This is a genomic window from Olleya sp. UBA1516 (assembly GCF_002323495.1).
Lineage (GTDB): Bacteria > Bacteroidota > Bacteroidia > Flavobacteriales > Flavobacteriaceae > Olleya.
Map to the genome: position 1 here is coordinate 284,626 of NZ_DCQO01000020.1, position 22,203 is coordinate 306,828.

Below are 22,203 nucleotides of genomic sequence, written 5' to 3' on the forward strand. Positions count from 1 at the left end.
AAGCTTCTCTATATTTAGAGAAGCTTTTTGCTTTTGGGTGGAAGACCGGGTTCGAACCGGCGACTTTCGGTACCACAAACCGACGCTCTAACCAGCTGAGCTACAACCACCATTTGTGCACATTTAATAATGCGTGTGCAAAGGTAATTTATTTAGTAGTTATTCCAAACCTTTTTTTTAAAATTTTTTCACTTTAAATCAAATAAACTTTCCACAGCGACGTAACGCTCTACATTATAGCCTTCTGCGTAATCAACATTTATTAGTCTTCCTAAATCATTTGCTCTATATTTTACGCTATCTGTAAAGTTTTTGCTAGAAATAGGTGTTTCTGGTTCTTTACTATTAGGATCAAAAAACTGAGTTTTATAGGCTAATACACTTTTCATCTTAACATCCATGTAATCTGAGACGTCTACAACAAAATCTGGTTCTATATTTTTCCATTGTATGTAATGGTAAACTTGCTTTGGTCTCCATTGTTTTTGAGGCATACCATCAACTATAGTTTCAATTTTAATTAAACCACTTAAAAAACAAGCGTCACTAACTAACTTACTCCCTTTTCCATGATCAATGTGTCTATCATCAATTGCATTGCATAATATAATCTCTGGTTGATACTTTCGTATCATTTTTATAATTTCTAGTTGGTGGTGTTTGTCGTTAACAAAAAAACCATCTGCAAAACCCAGATTTTCTCGGTAAGCTACTCCTAATATATTTTTAGCCTCTTCTGCTTCTTCCTTTCTGGTCAACTCTGTACCACGTGTTCCTAACTCTCCTTTAGTTAAGTCAACGATAGCTACAGTTTTACCGTTAGCGACCTCTTTTGCTATTGTAGCTCCTGCGCCTAACTCTACATCATCTGGATGTGCACCAAATGCTAGTATATCTACTTTCATAAATTAATTTTTATTCCAATCTTCTTTTTGTTGTTCATCTAAAAATGTCCAAGCAACAATTCTACTTTTTTTGTTTCCAATATTCATTCCAATTGTTAAAACAGCTGTAGCACCTAACTTTTTAAGTGATTGGTTTATTGTTTTTACATTATCCTTGTTAGACACTAAACTTGTGTACCAAAAACTTGCAGTTTTTAATAAAGAGCTTTCGTATAAATAATTATGCAAAAAAGCTTTTTCTCCACCTTTGTACCATAATTCATGTGCTTGTCCAGCAAAGTTTCTGACCATTTGGTCTGTGGGCTTTCCAAGTCCTTTTAGTTTACTTGTTGTAGCCTTTAATGCATCAGCTTCATTTTTAAAAAATGGAGGATTACACATGGTTACTGTTACCTTATCTGTTTCACTTAAAACACCTGTCAACACATGTGCGTCGTCATTTTGTTTTTTAAGTTTAATTTGGTCTTGTAAGTTATTTTTATCAATGATATTTTGAGCAGCTTTTAAGGCGTCATCATTACTATCCACACCTATATAACTCCAATCATACGCTGCATTACCTAATAAGGGATAAATACAGTTTGCACCTATACCAATGTCCATAACAGTTATATTTTCTGTTAATTTAGAACGCTCTAATAAATCTGAAATGTGATGTATGTAATCTACACGTCCAGGAATTGGAGGACACAAAAAGTGATCAGGAAAATCCCAAAATACTACATCATAATGAGATTTTAATAATGCTGCATTTAAAGCCTTTACTGCTTTAGGGTTAGCAAAATCAATAGTTTTTTTGTTATTGGCATTTGTAAAAATGAAAGGCTCTAAGTCCGTGTAAACTAATGATAGCTGATCAAAATCGTAATCGTCGGTATGTTTGTTTTTTTTATGCAAAATATTTTTATTGAAAATGTTATGAGTTGATTATTTTATGGTTGCTTCCACTGCTTGTTTTATATCTGCTTTTAAATCTTTAGCCTCTTCTATTCCTAAAGAAAAACGAATAAGTCCGTCTGATATACCAATTTCTAAACGCTGTTCTGGTGTTAATAACGAGTGTGATGTTTGTGTTGGAGATAACATTGTGCTTTCTATACCTGCTAAACTCATAGAAGCTTTAATTAACTGTAATTGCTTCATGAATTGATCAGAATTTATACTATCTATAAGTTCAAAAGACAACATAGCTCCAAAACCCTTCATTTGAGATTTTGCTAACTTATGTTCTGGGTGACTTTTTAAACCAGGATAATACACTTGTTTAACAAATGTTTGTTTATCTAACCATTTTGCTAATTTGTTAGCATTTTTAGTTTGTGCTTTTACACGTAAACCCATAGTTTTCATGCTACGCTCCAGCATCCAAACCGTAAAATCGCTTAAACTACCTCCATAATTTTTAGATACATTCCAGATTTTATCTAAATGATCTTTACTTCCTGCTACTGCTCCTGCACAAATATCACTATGACCTCCAAAATATTTAGTTGCCGAGTGCATTACTAAATCAATACCAAAATCTATTGGATTTTGATTTACTGGACTTGCAAACGTATTGTCTATACTTGTTACAATGCTTTTTTGTTTACCTAAATTGGCAATTGCTTTAATGTCTGTTATGGTAAGCAAGGGATTTGAAGGTGTTTCGATATGAATCAACTTGGTATTTGGTTGTATTGCTGCTTCAAAGTCTTCAACTTTATAACCATTTGTAAAAGTGAACTCTATATTTAATTTAGGAAATTCTTCTCTAATAAAATTAGATGTTCCTCCATATAAGGTATTTTGAACCACAATATGATCTCCTGATTTTAAAAACGCTAAAAACATATGGCTAATAGCTGCCATACCAGAACCAAATATCATAGCAGTTTCTGTATGTTCTAAAGCTGCAATTTTTTTGGCCAAATATTCTTGATTGGGAGTATTAAAATACCTTGGGTAGCGTTTAACATCTACATCCATAAATTGATAAGAAGATGATAAATAAATTGGAGATATTGCGCCTTTAAATTGCTCATCTGGCACTTCACCAACATGTGTACAAATGGTATTTATACCTTGATTTTCTAATTTCATTTTGTTAACACTTTAAGACTACTAAATTACTGATTTTAAAATTGACTATATAATACTAGGCTTACTAATATTAAAACTTAATAAGTAGCTTTAACTAGTCTTTAACTAAAACCTACCCTTTTTTTTGTATCTTATTGATTATGATAGCACAAGACAAAGAAGCACACGAAGACATTTTAAAACAATCTATTAAACATTTAAAGTTTTTAGGGTATGAAAATATTAAAGCGGATTTAGATGGATATGAATCGCCTAAATCTTTTATTAAAAAGAAAAACAGCTTAGTTATCACACCTGACATTACAGCTTATAAGCGTACGAAAAAATATTTTTTTGAATTAGGCTTAAAAAGCGAAAAACCAAAACAATTAAAAACAAAATGGCGACTTTTAGACGTAGTTACCAGAATGAAAGACCATCGTTTTAAAATTATTACAACTAAAGGACATTATAGTTTTACGAATAAAATATTAAGTGATTTAAATATTGAAAAATCTTTAATCAAATTATAAAAAAAAGAGCCAATTAATATTGGCTCTTTTTTATTTATTATTTATTTGACTATTTACAATAGCTTTAAGTTTTTCCTTTCTTGTGGCTTCCTCCTTTTTCTTTTTATTAATTTTTTTAGCCATTAACTTAGAGTGTTTGGCTTTGTTTTTTGTGTTTTTTTGACCTTTAGGCTTAGGCATATCTTATTTTTTTGAAGCTTTTAAAAGCGCATTTTGCTCTTCCATTAAATCGGATAATCTTGATAACAACTCGATATCCTTAGGTGTTTTAACTGTTTTATTTTTGGTGTCGTGTGATTTATCCTTTAACCTATTCATAGCTTTAACAACAATAAATACCGTTAAACCAACAATTAAAAAGTCTAATACAACCTCAAACAATTCGCCATAATATATAGCTACTTCTTGACTAGTAACCACACCATCATTGCTTACAATCTCATTTCTTAAAATATAGCGCTTATTCTGAAAATTTAAACCATCAGTTAATAATGATAATGGTGGTAAAAAAACTTTTTTAACTAAAACATCAATTACTTTATTGAAGGATGCACCTATAATTATACCTATAGCCATATCCATCATGTTGCCTTTTACAGCAAATTCTTTAAACTCTCTTAAAAATTTCATCTATAAACTTTATTTAATCCTTAGTTGTTTTATTGTAAGCTCTAATCATAACTAAAGCCCATGCAAAGACACAAAAAAATACGATAATAGAAAACCAAAATACAATACTATTTCCTTCCATTGTTTACAAGTTTTACATATATCATTACACCTAAAAGAGTTGGTGCCCATAAACCAATAAAAATACCATGTAGTTGCTCTCCTTTTAAAAATAAATACTCGGCAATCAATATAATTGCTAGACACAAAATAAGTAGTAATATGTTACTTAAGCCAAAGTTTTTAATGTAGTTCATTAATGTGATTTATAATTTTTAACAAGTTAATAAAATATTAAAGTGAAAACAAAAAGAATAACTCACAACTAAAAATTAAACACTTTAAACGATGTAAAAGTGTATTTTGTCGATAAAAAAAACTAAATTAACAGTTTTAAAATACATTTAAACGAATAAATACGCATTTAATAGTTGTTTTTTAACGATATAACTATATTGGTCTAAGAATTTAACCTATTAACTGATTAATATCCCTTATTATGAAAAAAATCGCCCTACTAACCCTACTTTTAATTACAAGTTACACTTTTGCTAACACCAGAAATACAACGAAAAACGTAAACTCAATACAAATCATTAGATTAGACTACAATGCGCCAAATGGAGCCTCAAGAGAACTTGTATTAGCCTTTACGTCAGACAATGCTGCTACGGATGGTGTTGATTATGGTTACGATGCTGCTGTATATTCTCCTTTTACTAATGATTTAAATTGGTTAATAGACTCCAATAGATATGTAATCCAAGGTGTAGGGCAATTTCAAAATACTAGTCAATATCTTTTTGGATTATACAATGAAGTATCTGGAGAAGCAAGTATTACCTTATCTAGCTTAGAAAACTTTAATACAGATATTAATGTATACATATATGACGCTTTGCTTAATACTTATACTAATATTAACGACACGCCTTTTACTGGTATTATTGACGCTGGAGATTACACAGACCGTTTTTACATTGCATTTGAAGAACCTGAAATATTAGATATAGACACCAATAATGAAGATATTATCATTGATAGTTTTAATGCTTTAGGAAATAATGAAAATCCTCCAAAACCTGACAACAACGCAACTACAAAAAGCATAAATCTTAGCTACGATGCAAATACTAACCAATTAAATTTGAAATTTGAAAATAACGCGAAAGTCAAAAATATTACTGTTTATAATTATAAGGGAATAGCTTTAAAAACCATAGAAAAGGCAAACAACAACAAAATAAATATTCCGCTAAACACAAATGACAAAAACTTAATACTACACATTACTACAGACACTGAAGTTATAGTTAAGCAAATAGCACTAAATTCTAATTAAGTATAATGCTCAATTTAAAATACAAAAAAAAAGACTCACTAATTATAGTGAGTCTTTTTTTTGTAATGATATATACTGTTTATTTTTTATAATACTTAGCATACTTCCTGTATGAAAACACTCCTAAAATAGCGACACCTACAAGCGCTATTCCTATAAATTTGAAGCTTACTATTTGATCTCCACTTGCATAACTATGTAAGCCTGACAAGTAAAAATTAACTCCAAAATAGGTCATTAAAATGCTTCCAAAAGTTATAATGGACATTAAGTTGAAAAACCATCTACCACGTAATCCTGGCACTAAACGCATATGGATTACAAATGCATAAAGCATAATACTAATAAGTGCCCAAGTTTCTTTAGGGTCCCAACCCCAATATCTTCCCCAACTTTCATTAGCCCATTGTCCACCAAGAAAATTACCTATAGTTAGCATGACCAAACCAACAGTTAAAGCCATTTCATTAATAATAGTTAGTTCTTTTATATTTAAATCCATTTTAGATTTATTGTCCTTATTAGTTAACAACATTAAAACTAATGACACAATACCTAAAATCATACCTAATGTAAATGGACCATAACTAGCAACAATAACTGCTACATGTATCATTAGCCAATAACTATTTAATACAGGCTGTAGGTTAGCAATTGCTGGATCCATCCAATTCCAGTGTGCAATCATTAATATCATTGCTGTTACAAATGCTGTAGATGCCAAGGTTAAATCACTTTTTCTTCCAAAAGCCAGTCCAAAAAACATAGTTGCCCAAGCAACATATATCATAGACTCATAAGCATCACTCCAAGGTGCATGACCAGAGATGTACCATCTAGCAATTAAGCCTAAAGTATGGATAACAAATAGTCCTAATATGATAAATTTAAATATGGTAACACTTTTAGCTAACCACTTATTGCTACTTTTAAAGATTTGCCAAATAAGTAAGATAAATAGCAATGTTCCTGCATACATATACCAACTAAATAGTTTTTTAAACACATCGTATTGGTTATATAAAATTTCTGCATTTATCTTATCCTCACTTAACATTACGCTTGTTCCAACTTTTCGTTGAGAGGTTTTAAATGCTTCTAATAATTTTTCAGATTTAGTAAAGTCTCCTGTTTTTTTAGCTTCATTTAAAGTATATAAATACCAATCAAAACCAGAACCTATAAAACTACCATAGGTACTATCTTTAATTTTTTGATTGTAGCCATCATTTTTATATTCAAAAGGAGAAATCCATGTATTGTTTTCATCGTCTGGTACTGGAAATATCTTAAGAGAACGTCCTTCAATAGCATTACTTAATAAATTAATACGCTGATTGGTTTCAATAAACTCTTTTTGTACTCCTGTTTGAGATTTTACTGCAGATGCTTCTTCTAAATACGAATCTAATTTATATTGAAAATTATCGTCAAAAAAGTCTAATAATGCAGCATATTTTTGGTCTTTATCTAATCCAATAATCCCTCTAATAGAATCCGCTTTTTTAGGTGCTAAGTATATAATTGGAACATTATACCATAACATTGGACTTTCTAGGATGCTTAAAAAGACTTGATCTGATGATAAACCCTCATAACCTTCATGCTTAGTTAATTTTCTAACTAACTCTGACGCATACGTATCAATAGGCATCATACGACCATCAAGATCCTGAATAACTAATCTTCCAAATTTTTTAGCATGTGCTTCTGGAGCTACATTTACTTTTAAAATAGAATCTATTTGAGCTTTACTAGGTCTTTGCTTCTCTGTAACTGTATTGGATTGGTGACCATGTCCATCGTTTTCAGTATGCTCTTGATCTTGTGCAAATCCAAATACGCTTAAACTTAAAAATGCAATGGTTAGCATTTTAGTTTTTTTCTTCTTAATTTTTTCTAAGCCATTTTGCAAATCTCTAAATCTAGTGTGATTAGCAAACAAGATAGCCATCATACCAAAGTATAGTAAAAAGTATCCTGCATAAGTAACCCAAGTACCCCAAAAATCATGATTTACAGATAGTATTGTTCCTTTTAAATCTTTATCAAAATCGGCTTGAAAAAAACGATATCCTCTGTGGTCTAAAATATTATTCATGTAAATATGAAAATCAAAATCACCTTGCTCCTTGTCTATTACAGTCACTTTACTTTCGTAAGAAGAATAATTATTTTCTGTACCAGGATATTTTTCTGCAATAAAATCATTTAGTTTAACTTCAAAAGGTAATTCTAAAACTTTAGAACCATATTTTAACGCAATATCCAAACCTCCTACTTTTACTTGTTTAAAACGGTTGTTAGACCATTGACTACCTAGCAACTTAACCTCTTTAGTTTCTCCATTAGCAGACACATTTAATACTACTGCATTTTCATCTTGCTTTAAAAAACTAGCTTTTTTTACAATATCAAAAGTTCCTTTTACAACTGGTTTAGGAAACACTAATTGCATATCTCCAATAACATATCTAGAACGTAAAACTAAGGGTTGTATACTGTCCTTAACTAATTGACCCTGTTGCATGGTTGCCATAGTTAAATATTCTCCTTCAAATGGAGATTGTATCATTAAACCATTTTCTGTAGTGGTAATATTAACTGCTCCATCTGTAGGTTTATCTAAAGCGACTAATAAATTATGGATATTTTCTACCGTTCCTTGTTTTAAAAAATGATTATGTGGTCCACTACCTCTAGCTTCTACTATTTTTAGATAACTTTCACCAGCGTCATCAGGTACCACATCTTCTTCAGCACCCAAAAAATATTCAGTTAATTCAAATTCAACAGGTGTATTATTATATTGTGCAGTATAATTAAAGCTATTTTCCATTCTTCCAGAAAAATCTACCTCAGCTTCAACTGGTAAACGCTGTGGCACGCCATCAATCATATAATCACCATCAATGTATGCTGTAATGTATGTTTTTTGAGATAAAAAACCACTTTCGGTCTCTCCTTCTCTAATAGCAATCATACCTTCAAATCCAAAATATCTTGTAATACCTGCACCTAGTATAATTAAGATAAAAGCTAAGTGTAATATTAAGGTTGCCCATTTTTCTTTACGTAACAATCTAAATCTAAAAATATTACCAACAAAATTGATAATAAAAAACACCATAATAGCTTCAAACCACCAAGCGTTATAGATTAAATTTCGTGTATAAGGAGTTGGAGAAGTGTCCATGTTTCTGTCTAAAATTGTACCAACTGCCATAGCGACAGCAAATACAATAAATAATACAGAAGTTAATCGTGTTGAAAACAAGATTTTGGCGATTCTATTTTGCATAATAATAGGCCTTTTTTAGCTCGTGCAAAGATAATCGTTTTTGTTGGTTTTAAATCCTCAAAAAAATCTAAATCTTGTGTTAAAATTACTGTTTTAGGTTTTGTCTTGCCTCAAAAATTTTTAAATACATAAATGTACCCATCTTTCTAGCGCGACGTTTTGCATTATCCGCAATTTCACCTTCAAAAAATTGATCAATCGTCGCGTACCATAAATTTAACCACAATCCAAAATGTAGTTCGGTAATAGTATGGTTTACTGCCTTATCTACTTTTTCATGAGCTTCTAATGGGTTGCCTACATATTTATGCTCTAATTTTTTACCTATAAATAAACTAGTCTCCCAAAAGGTAGTCAAGTGGTCTAAATGGGAGTCCCAATCCGTAATAAGCGCATTAAAAATAGGACCTAAAGTAGTATCTGCTCTAACTTTTATATAAAATTGATCTACTAAAAGTTTAACATCGTCTCTGCTAGTAATTTCTTTTTGTTTCATGATAAACAAAGATACCTTTTTGTCCTTTCAAATCTTTATTTTCTTAGTATTTTAGCACCATGATTAAAATAGTTTTGCTTGGCGCAGGAAATGTAGCCACACACCTATATAAAGGGTTTAAAAACGCTTCAAATATTGAGGTTGTACAATGGTACAATAGAAGTAAAAAAGCTATTGACGCTTATAAAAACGAAGTAAATATTACAGATAACATCGCAAATTTAGTAGATGCAGACGTCTATTTAATTGCTGTTAGCGATGATGCTATTGAAGCCTTAAGTACATCCTTACCTTTTGATAAAAGATTAGTGGTACATACTTCTGGAAGCGCTAGCTTGTATGATATTGACATGAAACATTACAGAGGTGTTTTTTATCCTTTACAAACATTTAGCAAAGGGGTTGATTTGGATTTTGCTACAGTACCAATCTGCATTGAAACACTTCGAAAAAAAGATTTTAAAATATTAGAAACCCTAGGTCAAAGCTTAGGTTGTATAACCTACAAAGTTAACCCTAAACAAAGACCTGCTTTACATTTGGCTGCTGTATTTGTTAATAATTTTACTAATCAAATTTACAGAATTGCACATGAAATCACCGAAAAACATGGTGCTGAATTTGACATTTTAAAACCATTAATTACAGAGACTGCCAGAAAAGTACAAGAAGTGTCACCTTACATGGCACAAACAGGACCTGCAAAACGTAATGATAAAAAAACAATAAAAAGACATTTAAAATTATTAGATAATCCACATCAAGAGGACATCTATAAATTAATGACAGAATCGATAAAAAAAACCCATGGACGATAAAAGTTACAAAGAATACCTACACCAAATCACTACATTTATTTTTGACGTAGATGGTGTTTTAACTAACGGAATGATTACTATCACGACATCAGGCGAAATGATAAGACATATGAATGTTAAGGATGGTTACGCCATGAAGCAAGCGTTAAACCATGGCTATAATGTCTGTATTATTTCTGGTGGTACTAACGAAGGTGTACGCACACGATTAAATCATTTAGGTATAAAAGATGTCTATTTAGGTGCACATCAAAAAATAGTGCAATTTGAAGCCTATTTAAACGACAACCAGATAAAAGCAGAAAACGTGTTATATATGGGAGACGACATTCCGGACGTACCTGTTTTAAAATTAGTAGGTATGCCTAGTTGCCCACAAGATGCTGTTCCAGAAGTTAAACGCGTATCAAAATATATCTCTCATAAATTAGGAGGTGAAGGTTGTGTACGTGACGTGATTGAGCAAGTTATGAAGGTACAAAACAAATGGGATAGTGATTTTGACGCACAAACCTTTTAACACCTATTGAAACGTAATAAAAGGAGACATAATACGGGTTTTGGATATATTGGTTCTGGTAACCAAGCATCCGTATTTAATCAACATCCAAAAGCTTTGTTTTCCAACATAAAAAAACAATTAAACACAGCAAGTCATAAACAATTTGAAACGGACTTTACTGCAACATTACTTTCTGAAGCAGAGAAACGACAGATTAAAAATAAAATTAGAAAACAGGCCAAACAAAAAAATATAATTGTTGTTTTTTTGACCACTTTCTTCTTAATTTTGATTGTTGTTTTAGCAATCGCAATGCTAAAAGGACTATTATCTTAAACAACCTGAAAATTAACACATTGAAACTACTTCAACTTATTCGATTTAAAAATTTACTACTAATTGCTTTAGTACAAATATTAATTAAATACGCTATGTTTCCGGCTTTTGGCGTCAATACCACTTTAACTGCTTTTGAGTTTGCTTTATTAGTAATATCTACATTAACTATAGCTGCTGGTGGCTACATTATAAATGATATTTATGATGTCGAAGCAGACAGTATTAACAAACCAAACAAATTAATTATTGGTAAGCACATACCAGAAGACAAAGCCTACATGTATTATATGGGCTTTACCGTTATTGGTGTTATTTTAGGCTTTTACTTATCTAATGTTATTAACCATAGTACGTTTTTTGCAATCTTTGTCATTATTGCAGCACTACTTTACATCTACGCTACTTTTTTACAACAAATTGTATTAGTAGGTAACATTATTATTAGCGTATTGGTAGGATTAAGCTTGGTCATTGTTGGTATATTCGAGTTACTTCCTGCCATAAATACTCAAAATCAATTTATACAATCCTCAATGTTTGAGGTATTATTTGATTATGCAGTTTTTGCTTTTATAATCTCGTTAGCCAGAGAGATAGTTAAAGATATTCAAGATGTAGATGGTGATTATAAAATGCAATTTAAAACCCTACCTATTGTATTAGGCAAAAATCGTGCACGTTACATAGCATTTGGATTAACTGTATTTTTAATCTTATTACTTATTTACTATTTAGCTAATTACCTTTACATGAGGCAAGTTGCGGTTGCCTATTTTATTATCGCTGTAATTGGTCCTTTGGTTTATATAAGTATCAAGTTATTTTCGGCAGAAACTAAAGCACAATTCAAAACAATAAGCAATCTACTTAAATTAGTTATGCTTAGCGGAATGCTATCCATGATTGTTTACTTATTTATATTAAAATAAATTATGCTAAAGGAAAAACTTAAAGACAGACACATCATACTAGCTTCAGGATCTCCAAGAAGACAACAGTTTTTTAGGGATTTAGGTTTAGACTTTGAAGTCCGTTTAAAAAAAACTAAAGAAGTCTATCCGAATCATTTATTGCATTATCAAATAAGCGATTATCTAGCCGAATTAAAATCGCTTCCTTTTATGGAAGAACTAAAAGATCATGAAATACTAGTAACCAGTGACACTATTGTTTGGCACAAAAGTAAAGCGTTAGGCAAACCAAAATCTAGCGACGAAGCTTTTGAAATGCTTAGCTCACTAAGTGATGAGACGCATGAGGTTATTACTTCGGTTTGTATACGCACAAAAAAATTCCAAAAAACAGTCAACGCTACAACTAAAGTTACTTTTAAAGCCTTTACAGAAGAAGAGCTTTGGCATTACATTAAAACCTATGCACCATTAGACAAAGCTGGTGCCTATGGTATCCAAGAATGGATTGGACAAATAGGTGTAACAAGCATACAAGGCTCGTTTTTTAATGTGGTTGGTATGCCAACACATCTTGTTTACGAAACGTTAAATACTATTGCAGAGGAGTTTTAGAGTTGTATTTTTATAGCTAAATAATTAGCTATGCAATTTTTAAAATCATCCTTATTTATATTTAGTGCTTTCTTAATTTTAGGTTGTAAAGAGCAACCTAAAACAGATACAAAAACAACTTATAATCAAGTTGAATCCGTTGCAAAAAAAGCAAAATTACCAGCCTTTAAAACTAACAAACAGTTTAACGACTATTGGTATTCTGGACAAGCCGAAATTACATCTTACCAACTAGAGCAATCTAGATATGGCGAAATTAGAAAAGGAACAGCTGTTCTTGTTTTTGTAACCGAACCTTTTTTAGAAAACGACCAAGTAAAAGCAGACCAAAGCAATCCATCAAACATAAATGTGTTAAAGCTAAATGCTACTAAAAAATTTAATACAGGGATTTATCCATACAGCATTATGCAAAGCACGTTTTACCCTGTTTCAAATAACCAACACGCTTTAAAAGTTAGTGCTTCAGTACAAGAATGGTGTGGACACGTCTACACACAACTTAATAATCGCGAGCAATTTCAAGTAACCTCTCACTCCTATTTTCAGGGAGAAGCAGATCAAAACTTCAACTTAGAAAAAAACAGTTTAGAAAACCAACTTTGGACGCAACTACGCATTGATCCAACTAGTTTACCTACCGGAAAAATCAATATTATACCAAGTTTAGAATATACAAGACTTAATCACACACCTTTAAAAGCCTATAACGCTTTCGCGGAAAACAAGCCAGGACAATACACGCTTACCATTAAAGATTTAGACCGTAAGCTAACAATAAATTACAATCCAAATTTTCCATTCGATATACAAAGTTGGGAAGAAGTGCAAAATGGAAATCTAACTAAAGCAACTAAAATAAAAACACTACAATCGGACTATTGGAACAAAAAAAGTAACACCGATTTAGAGTTAAGAAAAACACTAGGGTTAGAATAAAACCTATCTTTACCAATTAATAAAATTTACATATGTTTTTAGACAATATTCTATCCGAGTTAATCACCTCGTCAGTAGTATTAGTCATCTTTCTTATTATCAGATATGTCCTTAAAATTTTTATAAAAAAAATAGGTCAACAAAGTGGTATTAATGATGCTAGAATCGGACTAATTTCTCGATATACAACAGTCACTCTATTTTTAATATTCATATTATTTATAGCTTATATTTTTGGAGCAGAATTTAAAGACCTTGCTGTTATTTTTTCATCTGTATTTGCAGTTATAGGTATTGCACTATTTGCTATTTGGTCTATTTTAAGTAATATAACTTCAGGAATAATCATGTTTTTTTCATTTCCATATAAAGTTGGAGATAAAATTAAAATACATGATAAAGACGCTCCTATTGAAGCTATTATAGAAGATATTAGAGCATTTCAGTTACATTTAAGACAGGACAATGGAGATTTAGTTACCTATCCAAACAACTTAATTCTACAAAAAGCAGTAACTTTAGTACAAAAGGATGCAATCGAAGATTTCGGAGATATGCATTAATCGTAACTTATGGCTAAAAAAGGACAAAAAAAACGCACTCAAAACTACAAAAAGCACTTAGGTCAAGTTCCTGGAGCTTTAGTTTATACTGGAAATAAAGAAGACAAAGTATTACATTTAAATGCTTTTGATTATAGCGAAGACAGTTATAAAGAGGCGGATTTAAATACCGTCGAGGAAGCCTTTAATTTTAAAGATTCTGAAACTGTTACATGGTTTAATCTTAATGGTCTTAATTTTACTGATCAAATTGAAAAAATCGGACAACATTACAAGCTTCACCCTTTAATTTTAGAAGACATTGTTAACACCTCCCAACGTCCTAAAATTGACGAGTACAAAGATTACTTTTTTATAGTCTTAAAAATGATGTATTACGATGCAGACGAAAAACTTGTCTCTGAACAAGTCAGTATTGTCATGGGTAAAAATTATGTATTAACTTTTCAAGAAGCAGAAGGCGATGTATTTGATAGTCTTAGAGATCGAATTAGACATAAAAAAGGTCGTGTTCGCGAAGAAGGTTCAGACTATTTAATGTATGCCTTAATGGATGCAATTGTTGACCATTACTATGCTATTATAGAGATTATGGGTAACAAAATTGAAGACCTTGAGGACGATTTATTTACAGGCTTAACCCAAGAGAAAATTTCGCAACAAATACAAAATCTTAAGCGTGAAATTTTAAAACTACGACGTGCTATTTTTCCGCTTCGCGAAATAATAAATCGAGTAGAAAAAAGTGACAACCCTTTAATTGAAGAAAAAACTACACATTATTTTAGGGATGTTTACGACCATATTATTCAGGTGACAGAAAATATAGACATTTACCGAGAAATGATTTGGAGTTTAATGGACATGTACATGACAACCATTAGTAATAAAATGAATGAGGTCATGAAAGTACTAACCATTATTGCGACCATTTTTATTCCGTTAACCTTTATTGCTGGAATCTATGGGATGAATTTTACTAACATGCCAGAACTACAGTATAAATATGGATATTACATTGTTTGGATAGTCATGCTTGTTGTTTTAATAGGGATGCTTGTTTATTTTAAACGTAAAAAATGGCTGTAATTGGTAACTGTTAATTAAAGTTAAAGAAATCTAAAAATACTGCATTCCCTTAATGACTTGTTTATATTTGAAACAGTTTCAAATTTGAAAAAACAATCATGCAAAAATTATTGGCTTCGGTCCTATTTTTACTGTGCTTTTCCTTTTCTACACAGGCTCAACAACCAGAAAAATTAAACGCTTCAGAAATTCATCAAGCAGTCAAAAAGCTTAACTTTTTAGGTTCAGTTTTATATCTGGCTGCACATCCAGATGACGAGAACACTCGATTAATATCTTACATGTCTAACCATGTAAAAGCACGTACAGCCTACCTATCGCTAACTAGAGGTGATGGTGGACAAAATCTAATTGGACCAGAACTTAGAGAACTTTTAGGTGTTATCCGTACGCAAGAGTTACTTGCTGCAAGACGCACTGATGGTGGCGAGCAACGTTTTACAAGAGCTAATGACTTTGGATACTCTAAACATCCAGACGAAACATTAGCTATTTGGAACAAAAACGAAGTCCTAAGTGATGTTGTTTTAGCTATCAGACAATTTAAACCAGATATTATAATTAACCGTTTTGACCACAGAAGTCCAGGTACAACTCATGGTCATCACACAAGTTCTGCTATGTTAAGCGTTGAAGCTTTTGATCTGGCTAACGATAAAAATGCATATCCTGATCAAGTTAAAAAATACGGAACATGGCAACCAAAACGTGAGTTTTTTAATACCTCTTGGTGGTTTTATGGTAGCGAAGAAAAATTTGAAGAAGCAGACAAAACCAATCTATTAAACTTTGATATTGGTGTTTATTATCCTGCTTTAGGCGTATCTAACAACGAAATTGCTGCACTTGCTAGTAGCCAACATTTATGTCAAGGTTTTGGTCGTTTATCCCAAAGAGGTAGTCAAACGGAATATATCGAATTAATAAAAGGCGATTTACCTAAAGACAAATCCAATATATTTGATGGTATTAATACGACTTGGACAAGAGTAAAAGGTGGAGAAAAAATTGAAACTATTTTAAAAAATGTAGAATCTAATTTTAATTTTGAAAATCCTGCAGCGCATTTAGATCAATTATTACAAGCTAGACAATTAATTTTAGCGATTGATAGTCCACAATGGAAAGATCAAAAAATTAACGAAATTAATAAAATTATAGAAGCTTGTGCTGGTTTATATTTAGAAGCTTCAGCCAACACACCAACAGCGTCAACAGGTCAAATTATTGATATTGATATTGAAGCCTTAAACCGAAGCAATGCCACTATTAAATTAGACAGTTATACTATTTCAAACAATAACTCTAATAGCTTTTACGGAAAATTATTAAAAGCAAACGATAAACAAGAGCTTAAAGAAAAAATAACAGTTGCTAATACATTACAACCTACAGGACCATATTGGTTAAATCAAAAAGGGAGTTTAGGAATGTATAAAGTTGAAGACAAAAGTCTAATTGGTAAACCGGAAACACCACGTGCTATTGCCATAGATTTTAATCTAAACATCAATGGATTTCCGTTTACGGTTACTAAAGATTTAGTATATCGTTACTCAAAACCTGATAAAGGTGAATTGTATAGACCATTTGAAATTATTCCTGAAGCTTCGGCTAAAATCAATCAAAAGGTTATTATTTTTGAAAATGACCAACAAAAAGAAATCCCTGTAACCGTTCAAGCTGGAAAAGATAATTTAGAAGGTTACATTACCATTGCGCATCCTAATGGTTGGTCTGTATTTCCAGAAAAGCAAAAAATAACTATAGCTAATAAAGGACAAGAACAAACTTTTATATTTACTATCATTCCGCCTAAAAACCAAAGCGAAGGTTTAATTAGTCCAATAGTTACCATTGGTGACAAGACTTACACCAAGGAATTAGTAGAAATTAACTACGAGCATATTCCGTTTCAAACGGTATTACTTCCTAGCGAAAGCAAAATAGTGCGATTAGATATTAAAAAACGTGGCGAAAACATAGCCTATATTGAAGGTGCAGGAGACGTAGTACCAGAAAGTTTAAAACAAATTGGCTACAACGTTATGATTTTGCAACCAGAAGAAATTACTCCAGAACGACTTAGTGCTTTTGATGCAGTTGTGGTTGGTATTAGAGCGTATAACATTGTCGAATCCCTAAAATTTAAACAAGATATTTTATTTGATTTTGTTGAAAAAGGAGGAAACATGATTGTACAATACAACACCAATCGTGGTATTAAAGTAGATAATATTGCACCTTTTAATTTACAATTATCACGAGATAGAGTTACAGATGAAAATGCAGAAGTAACCTTCTTAGCTCCAAACCACGAGTTACTTAATTTTCCTAACAAGATAACCACTAAAGATTTTGAAGGTTGGACGCAAGAACGTGGATTGTATTTTCCTGACCAATGGTCATCAGACTTCACTCCTATCCTATCCATGCACGATAAAGACGAAACTGCTAAAACAGGAAGTCTTTTAGTTGCCAAACATGGTAAAGGACACTATATATACACTGGATTAAGCTTTTTTAGAGAATTCCCTGTTGGTGTATCTGGTGCTTACAGATTATTTGCCAATATGCTAAGTATAGGAAAACAAAATATTACTAATGATAACGGATTAAAAAACTAAATCATGCAAGACCAACCTAAGTACCAATGGAAACCGTTATATACAATTCTTTTAGTTGCAAATGCGCTATATATTATTGCATTTTACTTAATAACTAAACTGTTTTAAATTATGCAAAGTTTAGATTGGATTGTCTTAATTGGAACATTGTTAACCATTGTTATTTACGGAACGTATCAAACCAGAGGTAGTAAAAACGTACAAGATTTTTTAAAAGGTGGAAGTACCAGCAAATGGTGGACCATAGGATTATCTGTAATGGCTACTCAAGCTAGTGCTATAACCTTTTTAAGTACGCCTGGACAAGCATTTCATTCTGGAATGGGTTTTGTGCAGTTTTATTTTGGATTACCAATAGCCATGATTGTAATCTGCATGGTTTTTATACCATTATATCACAGACTTAAAGTATATACAGCATACGAGTTTTTAGAAAACCGATTTGACCGTAAAACACGTACGCTAACAGCAGTACTATTTTTAATCCAACGTGGTCTAGCTGCAGGAATAACCATTTTTGCTCCTGCAATTATACTCTCTGCAGTTTTAGGATGGAACCTTCTTTTACTAAATATTATTATAGGTGTATTAGTTATAATCTACACGGTTTCGGGAGGTACAAAAGCAGTTAATGTGACTCAAAAACATCAAATGGTGGTCATTTTTACAGGAATGGTAATTGCTTTCATTTTAATATTAAACCAATTACCTGATGATATTACTTTTAAAAAAGCTCTAGATATTGCTGGAGCAAGCGGTAAAATGGAGGTGTTAGATTTTTCTTTCGATTTAAATAATAGATATACAGTTTGGAGTGGATTAATTGGTGGTACGTTTTTAATGCTATCGTATTTTGGTACTGACCAAAGTCAAGTGCAACGTTATTTGTCTGGTAAATCTGTAAAAGAAATGCGTTTAGGATTAATTTTTAACGGATTACTAAAAGTACCAATGCAGTTTTTTATTCTGCTAGTAGGTGTAATGGTATTTGTATTTTACCAATTTAACGATGCTCCTATAAATTTTAATCCCACTGCAACAGAAGTTGTTTTAAATTCAAAATATGCAAATGAGTATGCTGCGTTGCAATTAGAGCAGAAAGAAATTTTTGATTTAAAAAAAGCAACCATTACTGAGTTTGCAAACGCTGATGGAAAAGTTAACCAAGACCTTATAGCTAGCTATAATGCAAAAAGCGACACAATAAGAGCGCATGCTAGAGATTTAATTAAAAAAGCTGGAGAAGCCGAAGGTTTAAAAGTTGAAAGTAATGACAAGGATTATGTCTTTATACACTTTATACTTAATAATTTACCTAAAGGATTGATTGGTTTATTATTAGCTGTTATTTTAAGTGCAGCCATGTCTAGTACAGCATCAGAGCTTAACGCTTTAGCTAGTACAACTACAATCGATTTGTATAAACATAGAGTTGGTTCAAAAACTGACCAAGAAATGGTTAAGGCATCAAGAGGTTTTACATTACTTTGGGGAATCATGGCAATTGGTGTCGCATGCGTCGCCAATCTAGCAGAAAACCTAATACAATTAGTAAATATTATAGGATCAATATTTTATGGTAACGTCCTTGGTATATTTTTATTAGCGTTTTTCTTTAAGCAAATTAAAGCTAATGCTGTTTTTGTAGCTGCTTTAATTACACAAGTTTTAGTTATTGGTTTATTCTTTTTAAATGAATATGAAATAATTAATCTACCTTTTTTGTGGTTAAACTTTGTAGGATGTGCAATAGTTATGGTCATTGCCTTTATTATTCAATCTTTATTTAAAACGCCTGATATAAAAAGGACTTAGTCTGTAATTAATAATCATAGTTTTTTGTTTGGAATTGCTTAATTACTAAAACTACAACCATAACAAAACAGCTTAATCATGTTATTCAAGCAAGATTTAAGTTAAAGAATTTCATCTATCTTTGCATTCAATAAAGCAAAACCATGAGAATTGATATTATAACTGTCCTACCAGAATTACTTAAAAGTCCATTTGAAGCTTCTATTTTAAAGCGTGCAATTGAGGCTAATTTGGTTGAAGTACATTTTCATAATTTAAGAGACTACACCACAGATAATTACAAGTCCATTGATGACACCCAATTTGGTGGTGGAGCTGGTATGGTCATGATGGTTGAACCTATAGACAAATGCATTTCTAAATTAAAAGAAGCACGTAATTATGACGAGGTTATATACATGACGCCTGATGGCGAAACCTTAAACCAAAGCATAGCTAACCAAGTCTCTTTAAAAGAAAACATTATCATACTTTGTGGACATTATAAAGGTGTAGACCAACGCGTAAGAGATTTATTTATCACCAAAGAAATATCTATAGGAGACTATGTGCTATCTGGAGGAGAATTAGGTGCAGCAGTATTATGTGACGCAGTAATTAGATTAATTCCTGGTGTTTTAGGTAATGAAACCTCTGCATTAACAGACAGTTTTCAGGATAATTTATTGGCTCCTCCAATATATACTAAACCTCGTAATTACAAGGGTCTTGAAGTCCCTGAAGTGTTATTAAGTGGTCATGCAGCTAATATAGAAAGATGGAGAGAAGACCAAGCCTACCAACGTACTAAAGACAGACGACCAGATTTATTAGACAAATAGACAACATGTTTTACGTGTATCTAAAAAAACAGACAAACTTTTTACATTTTTACTTTCTGTTTTTTACTTTTTAACTATATTTGCACCCAATTTCGGATTAACCTCTGGCGAGATACGTGAATGTTACTCTGAATCAATCATTTAAAATTAAATAAAGATGGAATCTTTAATAAAATTTGTTCAAGACGAGTTTGTAACAACAAAGGACTTTCCTGAATTTTCAGCTGGAGACACAATTACTGTGTACTATGAAATTAGAGAAGGAGAAAAAGTACGTACTCAGTTTTTTAGAGGAGTAGTAATTCAAAAAAGAGGTAGCGGATCTTCTGAAACGTTTACAATTAGAAAAATGTCAGGAACTATTGGTGTAGAGCGTATCTTCCCAATTAACTTACCTGCATTACAAAAAGTTGAAATCAACAAAAAAGGTAAAGTACGTCGTGCTAGAATCTTTTACTTTAGAGGTCTTACTGGTAAGAAAGCTAGAATTAAAGAAGCAAGAAGAAAATAATTTCTTCAACCTTAGTTATATTAAAAAGCCTAACTTATTTAAGTTAGGCTTTTGTTGTTATTAACTTTTGTTAATAAGTACGGTTCATAACTAGTTGATATCTAAAGTCTTATTTTATTTAAAATCTAATAGATATTTTTTAATTTAGTAAAACAATTAATAACAATAGCAATATTGGTTTCAATTAAATGTTGAATTTGATTTAGTTTTATTTGTTTTTTGAGGTTTTGAAAATTGCAGGTGTAGTCGTGTAATTAAAAAACCATGATACTTTATAATTTAAGTTATGTTTATCAGAATTTAAAAAGTAAAGTTGAAAGTTTTAAGTAAAGTAACCTAGTGAAAGTAAAATTACTTGAACAAAACAATGTTTATTATATCTGATTGATATTAAATTATTAATTAAAAGGTAAACATCAAGAAAAACAATTTCTATGTGCATTAAGTAACAGGTCAATACATTTTGAAAGTTACAATTTAATGTACTATTGATTTAATATTAGCTTGAACTGAAAAAATGTAAAACGAAAGTTTTGGATTGATGTAATGAAAATTAGATAAGTCAGCAAAATATTATCTCAAAAAAGCCATAACAACAATAGTTTAGTCTATTATGTTATGGCTTTTGTTTTTTAATGATTTAAACTATATTTACTGTAAATAGTAAAAATGAATAGACCCTATATAGCAGATAAAACTTATAAAAATAAAGACTTCACTTTAACAGAATTACCAAAAGCAGAATATGATAATTGCACGTTTATAAACTGTAATTTTAATGCTTGCTACTTATCCTCTATTACATTTTTAGAATGTCAATTTATAGATTGTGACCTAAGTAATAGCAAAACATCAGACACAACCTTTAATGATGTAGCATTTAAAAACTGTAAGCTTTTAGGCGTTTTATTTAATGACTGTAACCAATTATTAATGTCTATAACTTTTAATAATTGTCAACTTAATTTTGCATCATTTTATAAGGTTAAATTAATTAATACAAAATTTACTAATTGTCAATTTGAAAAAACAGAATTCACAGAAGCTAATGTCTCAAAATCTGTTTTTGACAATTGTAACTTTAAATACGCTATCTTTTTTAATACTAACATAGAGCAAGCTAACTTTTTAACCTCTTACAACTACTCTATTCATCCTGAAAATAATAAAATTAAAGGTGCAAAATTTTCGAAAGACCAAATTCAGGGGTTATTAGATCACTATAAAATTCAGATTTCTTAAAATTTTATCTATATTTTATTAAATCCGCAATAAACTCACTCTCAATTTACTTTCCAACTAAATGGGTTGTTAAGTAAACGTTTTCGTTTTAAAAAACCTCCTAT

General features: G+C 31.1%; 23 protein-coding genes and 1 tRNA gene. 15 read left to right on the forward strand and 9 right to left on the reverse strand.

All coding sequences use genetic code 11. The annotated features are described in order from the left end of the window. Positions 1 to 35 precede the first annotated feature (35 nt). The 4 genes from B2989_RS13600 to B2989_RS13615 all read right to left on the reverse strand — a co-directional run bounded on the left by B2989_RS13600 (position 36) and on the right by B2989_RS13615 (position 2,987). Positions 36 to 111: transfer RNA gene (locus tag B2989_RS13600), tRNA-His, on the reverse strand. Between the two features lie 77 nt (positions 112 to 188). Further along, a complete protein-coding gene (bshB1, locus tag B2989_RS13605) occupies positions 189 to 905 on the reverse strand; it encodes a bacillithiol biosynthesis deacetylase BshB1 (RefSeq protein ID WP_292949436.1) in 717 nt (238 codons plus the stop codon). Between the two features lie 3 nt (positions 906 to 908). Further along, entirely contained in the window at positions 909 to 1,802 is an 894-nt protein-coding gene (gene rlmF, locus B2989_RS13610) for a 23S rRNA (adenine(1618)-N(6))-methyltransferase RlmF (protein WP_292949439.1), read from the reverse strand. A gap of 30 nt (positions 1,803 to 1,832) precedes the next feature. After that, on the reverse strand, positions 1,833 to 2,987 hold the full coding sequence (locus tag B2989_RS13615) for a trans-sulfuration enzyme family protein (RefSeq protein WP_292949442.1): 1,155 nt from the start codon (positions 2,985 to 2,987) through the stop codon (positions 1,833 to 1,835). A 140-nt stretch (positions 2,988 to 3,127) separates the two neighbouring features. Between B2989_RS13615 and B2989_RS13620 the strand changes: the two genes are divergently transcribed. Next, positions 3,128 to 3,499 carry a hypothetical protein gene (locus B2989_RS13620; protein WP_292949445.1) on the forward strand — a complete coding sequence of 124 codons (372 nt, stop codon included), beginning with the start codon at positions 3,128 to 3,130 and terminating at the stop codon, positions 3,497 to 3,499. 30 nt (positions 3,500 to 3,529) lie between these two features. Here B2989_RS13620 and B2989_RS13625 read toward each other — a convergent pair whose 3' ends face one another. The 3 genes from B2989_RS13625 to B2989_RS13635 all read right to left on the reverse strand — a co-directional run bounded on the left by B2989_RS13625 (position 3,530) and on the right by B2989_RS13635 (position 4,425). After that, a complete protein-coding gene (locus B2989_RS13625) occupies positions 3,530 to 3,679 on the reverse strand; it encodes a hypothetical protein (RefSeq protein WP_186439172.1) in 150 nt (49 codons plus the stop codon). A gap of 3 nt (positions 3,680 to 3,682) precedes the next feature. Beyond that, complete coding sequence (gene mscL / locus B2989_RS13630; RefSeq protein ID WP_292949449.1) at positions 3,683 to 4,129, reverse strand: large conductance mechanosensitive channel protein MscL; 447 nt, start codon at positions 4,127 to 4,129, stop codon at positions 3,683 to 3,685. Positions 4,130 to 4,236: 107 nt separating this feature from the next. Then, positions 4,237 to 4,425, reverse strand: a complete 189-nt coding sequence (locus B2989_RS13635; RefSeq protein ID WP_292949452.1) for a hypothetical protein — start codon at positions 4,423 to 4,425, stop codon at positions 4,237 to 4,239. Between the two features lie 242 nt (positions 4,426 to 4,667). On the opposite strand from B2989_RS13635, the gene B2989_RS13640 reads away from it, so the two are divergent. Continuing rightward, the gene (locus B2989_RS13640) at positions 4,668 to 5,510 is read left to right on the forward strand and encodes a hypothetical protein (RefSeq protein WP_292949455.1); all 843 of its coding nucleotides are present in this window, start codon (positions 4,668 to 4,670) and stop codon (positions 5,508 to 5,510) included. A gap of 79 nt (positions 5,511 to 5,589) precedes the next feature. Here the strand turns inward: B2989_RS13640 and ccsA are convergent, their stop codons facing one another. Together ccsA and B2989_RS13650 are read right to left on the reverse strand one after the other, a co-directional pair. Then, entirely contained in the window at positions 5,590 to 8,811 is a 3,222-nt protein-coding gene (gene ccsA, locus B2989_RS13645) for a cytochrome c biogenesis protein CcsA (RefSeq protein WP_145001162.1), read from the reverse strand. 85 nt (positions 8,812 to 8,896) lie between these two features. Then, positions 8,897 to 9,307, reverse strand: coding sequence for a group III truncated hemoglobin (locus tag B2989_RS13650; RefSeq protein ID WP_292949460.1), 411 nt, complete (start codon positions 9,305 to 9,307; stop codon positions 8,897 to 8,899). 59 nt (positions 9,308 to 9,366) lie between these two features. Here B2989_RS13650 and B2989_RS13655 point away from each other — a divergent pair, with 59 nt between their 5' ends. The 13 genes from B2989_RS13655 (at position 9,367) to B2989_RS13715 (ending at position 22,099) form a co-directional block, all read left to right on the forward strand. Continuing rightward, positions 9,367 to 10,125: a Rossmann-like and DUF2520 domain-containing protein gene (locus B2989_RS13655; protein ID WP_145001158.1), complete on the forward strand. Its 759-nt coding sequence runs from the start codon at positions 9,367 to 9,369 to the stop codon at positions 10,123 to 10,125. After that, positions 10,115 to 10,645: a KdsC family phosphatase gene (locus tag B2989_RS13660; protein WP_028282940.1), complete on the forward strand. Its 531-nt coding sequence runs from the start codon at positions 10,115 to 10,117 to the stop codon at positions 10,643 to 10,645. The genes B2989_RS13655 and B2989_RS13660 overlap by 11 nt, the downstream gene beginning before the upstream one ends. A 6-nt stretch (positions 10,646 to 10,651) precedes the next feature. Then, positions 10,652 to 10,963 (forward strand): hypothetical protein, encoded by a 312-nt coding sequence (locus B2989_RS13665; protein WP_292949465.1) that lies wholly within the window; start codon positions 10,652 to 10,654, stop codon positions 10,961 to 10,963. Between the two features lie 20 nt (positions 10,964 to 10,983). After that, positions 10,984 to 11,895 (forward strand): geranylgeranylglycerol-phosphate geranylgeranyltransferase, encoded by a 912-nt coding sequence (locus B2989_RS13670; RefSeq protein ID WP_145001156.1) that lies wholly within the window; start codon positions 10,984 to 10,986, stop codon positions 11,893 to 11,895. 3 nt (positions 11,896 to 11,898) lie between these two features. Beyond that, positions 11,899 to 12,492, forward strand: coding sequence for a Maf family protein (locus B2989_RS13675; RefSeq protein WP_292949469.1), 594 nt, complete (start codon positions 11,899 to 11,901; stop codon positions 12,490 to 12,492). Between the two features lie 30 nt (positions 12,493 to 12,522). Beyond that, positions 12,523 to 13,431, forward strand: coding sequence for a septum formation inhibitor Maf (locus B2989_RS13680; protein ID WP_292949472.1), 909 nt, complete (start codon positions 12,523 to 12,525; stop codon positions 13,429 to 13,431). Positions 13,432 to 13,463: 32 nt separating this feature from the next. Then, a complete protein-coding gene (locus B2989_RS13685) occupies positions 13,464 to 13,994 on the forward strand; it encodes a mechanosensitive ion channel domain-containing protein (RefSeq protein ID WP_145001150.1) in 531 nt (176 codons plus the stop codon). A gap of 9 nt (positions 13,995 to 14,003) precedes the next feature. After that, on the forward strand, positions 14,004 to 15,083 hold the full coding sequence (gene corA, locus B2989_RS13690) for a magnesium/cobalt transporter CorA (protein ID WP_292949476.1): 1,080 nt from the start codon (positions 14,004 to 14,006) through the stop codon (positions 15,081 to 15,083). A 98-nt stretch (positions 15,084 to 15,181) separates the two neighbouring features. Next, positions 15,182 to 17,710 carry a PIG-L family deacetylase gene (locus B2989_RS13695; protein ID WP_292949479.1) on the forward strand — a complete coding sequence of 843 codons (2,529 nt, stop codon included), beginning with the start codon at positions 15,182 to 15,184 and terminating at the stop codon, positions 17,708 to 17,710. A 111-nt stretch (positions 17,711 to 17,821) separates the two neighbouring features. Then, complete coding sequence (locus B2989_RS13700; RefSeq protein ID WP_292949482.1) at positions 17,822 to 19,525, forward strand: sodium:solute symporter; 1,704 nt, start codon at positions 17,822 to 17,824, stop codon at positions 19,523 to 19,525. 143 nt (positions 19,526 to 19,668) lie between these two features. After that, a complete protein-coding gene (trmD, locus tag B2989_RS13705) occupies positions 19,669 to 20,346 on the forward strand; it encodes a tRNA (guanosine(37)-N1)-methyltransferase TrmD (protein WP_145001141.1) in 678 nt (225 codons plus the stop codon). Positions 20,347 to 20,503: 157 nt separating this feature from the next. Next, the gene (gene rplS / locus B2989_RS13710) at positions 20,504 to 20,857 is read left to right on the forward strand and encodes a 50S ribosomal protein L19 (RefSeq protein WP_145001139.1); all 354 of its coding nucleotides are present in this window, start codon (positions 20,504 to 20,506) and stop codon (positions 20,855 to 20,857) included. A 669-nt stretch (positions 20,858 to 21,526) separates the two neighbouring features. Continuing rightward, on the forward strand, positions 21,527 to 22,099 hold the full coding sequence (locus B2989_RS13715; protein WP_292949486.1) for a pentapeptide repeat-containing protein: 573 nt from the start codon (positions 21,527 to 21,529) through the stop codon (positions 22,097 to 22,099). Positions 22,100 to 22,203 lie beyond the last annotated feature (104 nt).

Bases quoted from the DNA above. Each gene is read 5' to 3' on its own strand.
- bshB1 (WP_292949436.1), bottom strand. From the start codon at position 905: ATGAAAGTAGATATACTAGCATTTGGTGCACATCCAGATGATGTAGAG.
- B2989_RS13615 (WP_292949442.1), bottom strand. From the start codon at position 2,987: ATGAAATTAGAAAATCAAGGTATAAATACCATTTGTACACATGTTGGT.
- B2989_RS13620 (WP_292949445.1), top strand. From the start codon at position 3,128: ATGATAGCACAAGACAAAGAAGCACACGAAGACATTTTAAAACAATCT.
- B2989_RS13625 (WP_186439172.1), bottom strand. From the start codon at position 3,679: ATGCCTAAGCCTAAAGGTCAAAAAAACACAAAAAACAAAGCCAAACAC.
- mscL (WP_292949449.1), bottom strand. From the start codon at position 4,129: ATGAAATTTTTAAGAGAGTTTAAAGAATTTGCTGTAAAAGGCAACATG.
- B2989_RS13635 (WP_292949452.1), bottom strand. From the start codon at position 4,425: ATGAACTACATTAAAAACTTTGGCTTAAGTAACATATTACTACTTATT.
- B2989_RS13640 (WP_292949455.1), top strand. From the start codon at position 4,668: ATGAAAAAAATCGCCCTACTAACCCTACTTTTAATTACAAGTTACACT.
- ccsA (WP_145001162.1), bottom strand. From the start codon at position 8,811: ATGCAAAATAGAATCGCCAAAATCTTGTTTTCAACACGATTAACTTCT.
- B2989_RS13650 (WP_292949460.1), bottom strand. From the start codon at position 9,307: ATGAAACAAAAAGAAATTACTAGCAGAGACGATGTTAAACTTTTAGTA.
- B2989_RS13655 (WP_145001158.1), top strand. From the start codon at position 9,367: ATGATTAAAATAGTTTTGCTTGGCGCAGGAAATGTAGCCACACACCTA.
- B2989_RS13660 (WP_028282940.1), top strand. From the start codon at position 10,115: ATGGACGATAAAAGTTACAAAGAATACCTACACCAAATCACTACATTT.
- B2989_RS13675 (WP_292949469.1), top strand. From the start codon at position 11,899: ATGCTAAAGGAAAAACTTAAAGACAGACACATCATACTAGCTTCAGGA.
- B2989_RS13680 (WP_292949472.1), top strand. From the start codon at position 12,523: ATGCAATTTTTAAAATCATCCTTATTTATATTTAGTGCTTTCTTAATT.
- B2989_RS13685 (WP_145001150.1), top strand. From the start codon at position 13,464: ATGTTTTTAGACAATATTCTATCCGAGTTAATCACCTCGTCAGTAGTA.
- corA (WP_292949476.1), top strand. From the start codon at position 14,004: ATGGCTAAAAAAGGACAAAAAAAACGCACTCAAAACTACAAAAAGCAC.
- B2989_RS13695 (WP_292949479.1), top strand. From the start codon at position 15,182: ATGCAAAAATTATTGGCTTCGGTCCTATTTTTACTGTGCTTTTCCTTT.
- B2989_RS13700 (WP_292949482.1), top strand. From the start codon at position 17,822: ATGCAAAGTTTAGATTGGATTGTCTTAATTGGAACATTGTTAACCATT.
- trmD (WP_145001141.1), top strand. From the start codon at position 19,669: ATGAGAATTGATATTATAACTGTCCTACCAGAATTACTTAAAAGTCCA.
- rplS (WP_145001139.1), top strand. From the start codon at position 20,504: ATGGAATCTTTAATAAAATTTGTTCAAGACGAGTTTGTAACAACAAAG.
- B2989_RS13715 (WP_292949486.1), top strand. From the start codon at position 21,527: ATGAATAGACCCTATATAGCAGATAAAACTTATAAAAATAAAGACTTC.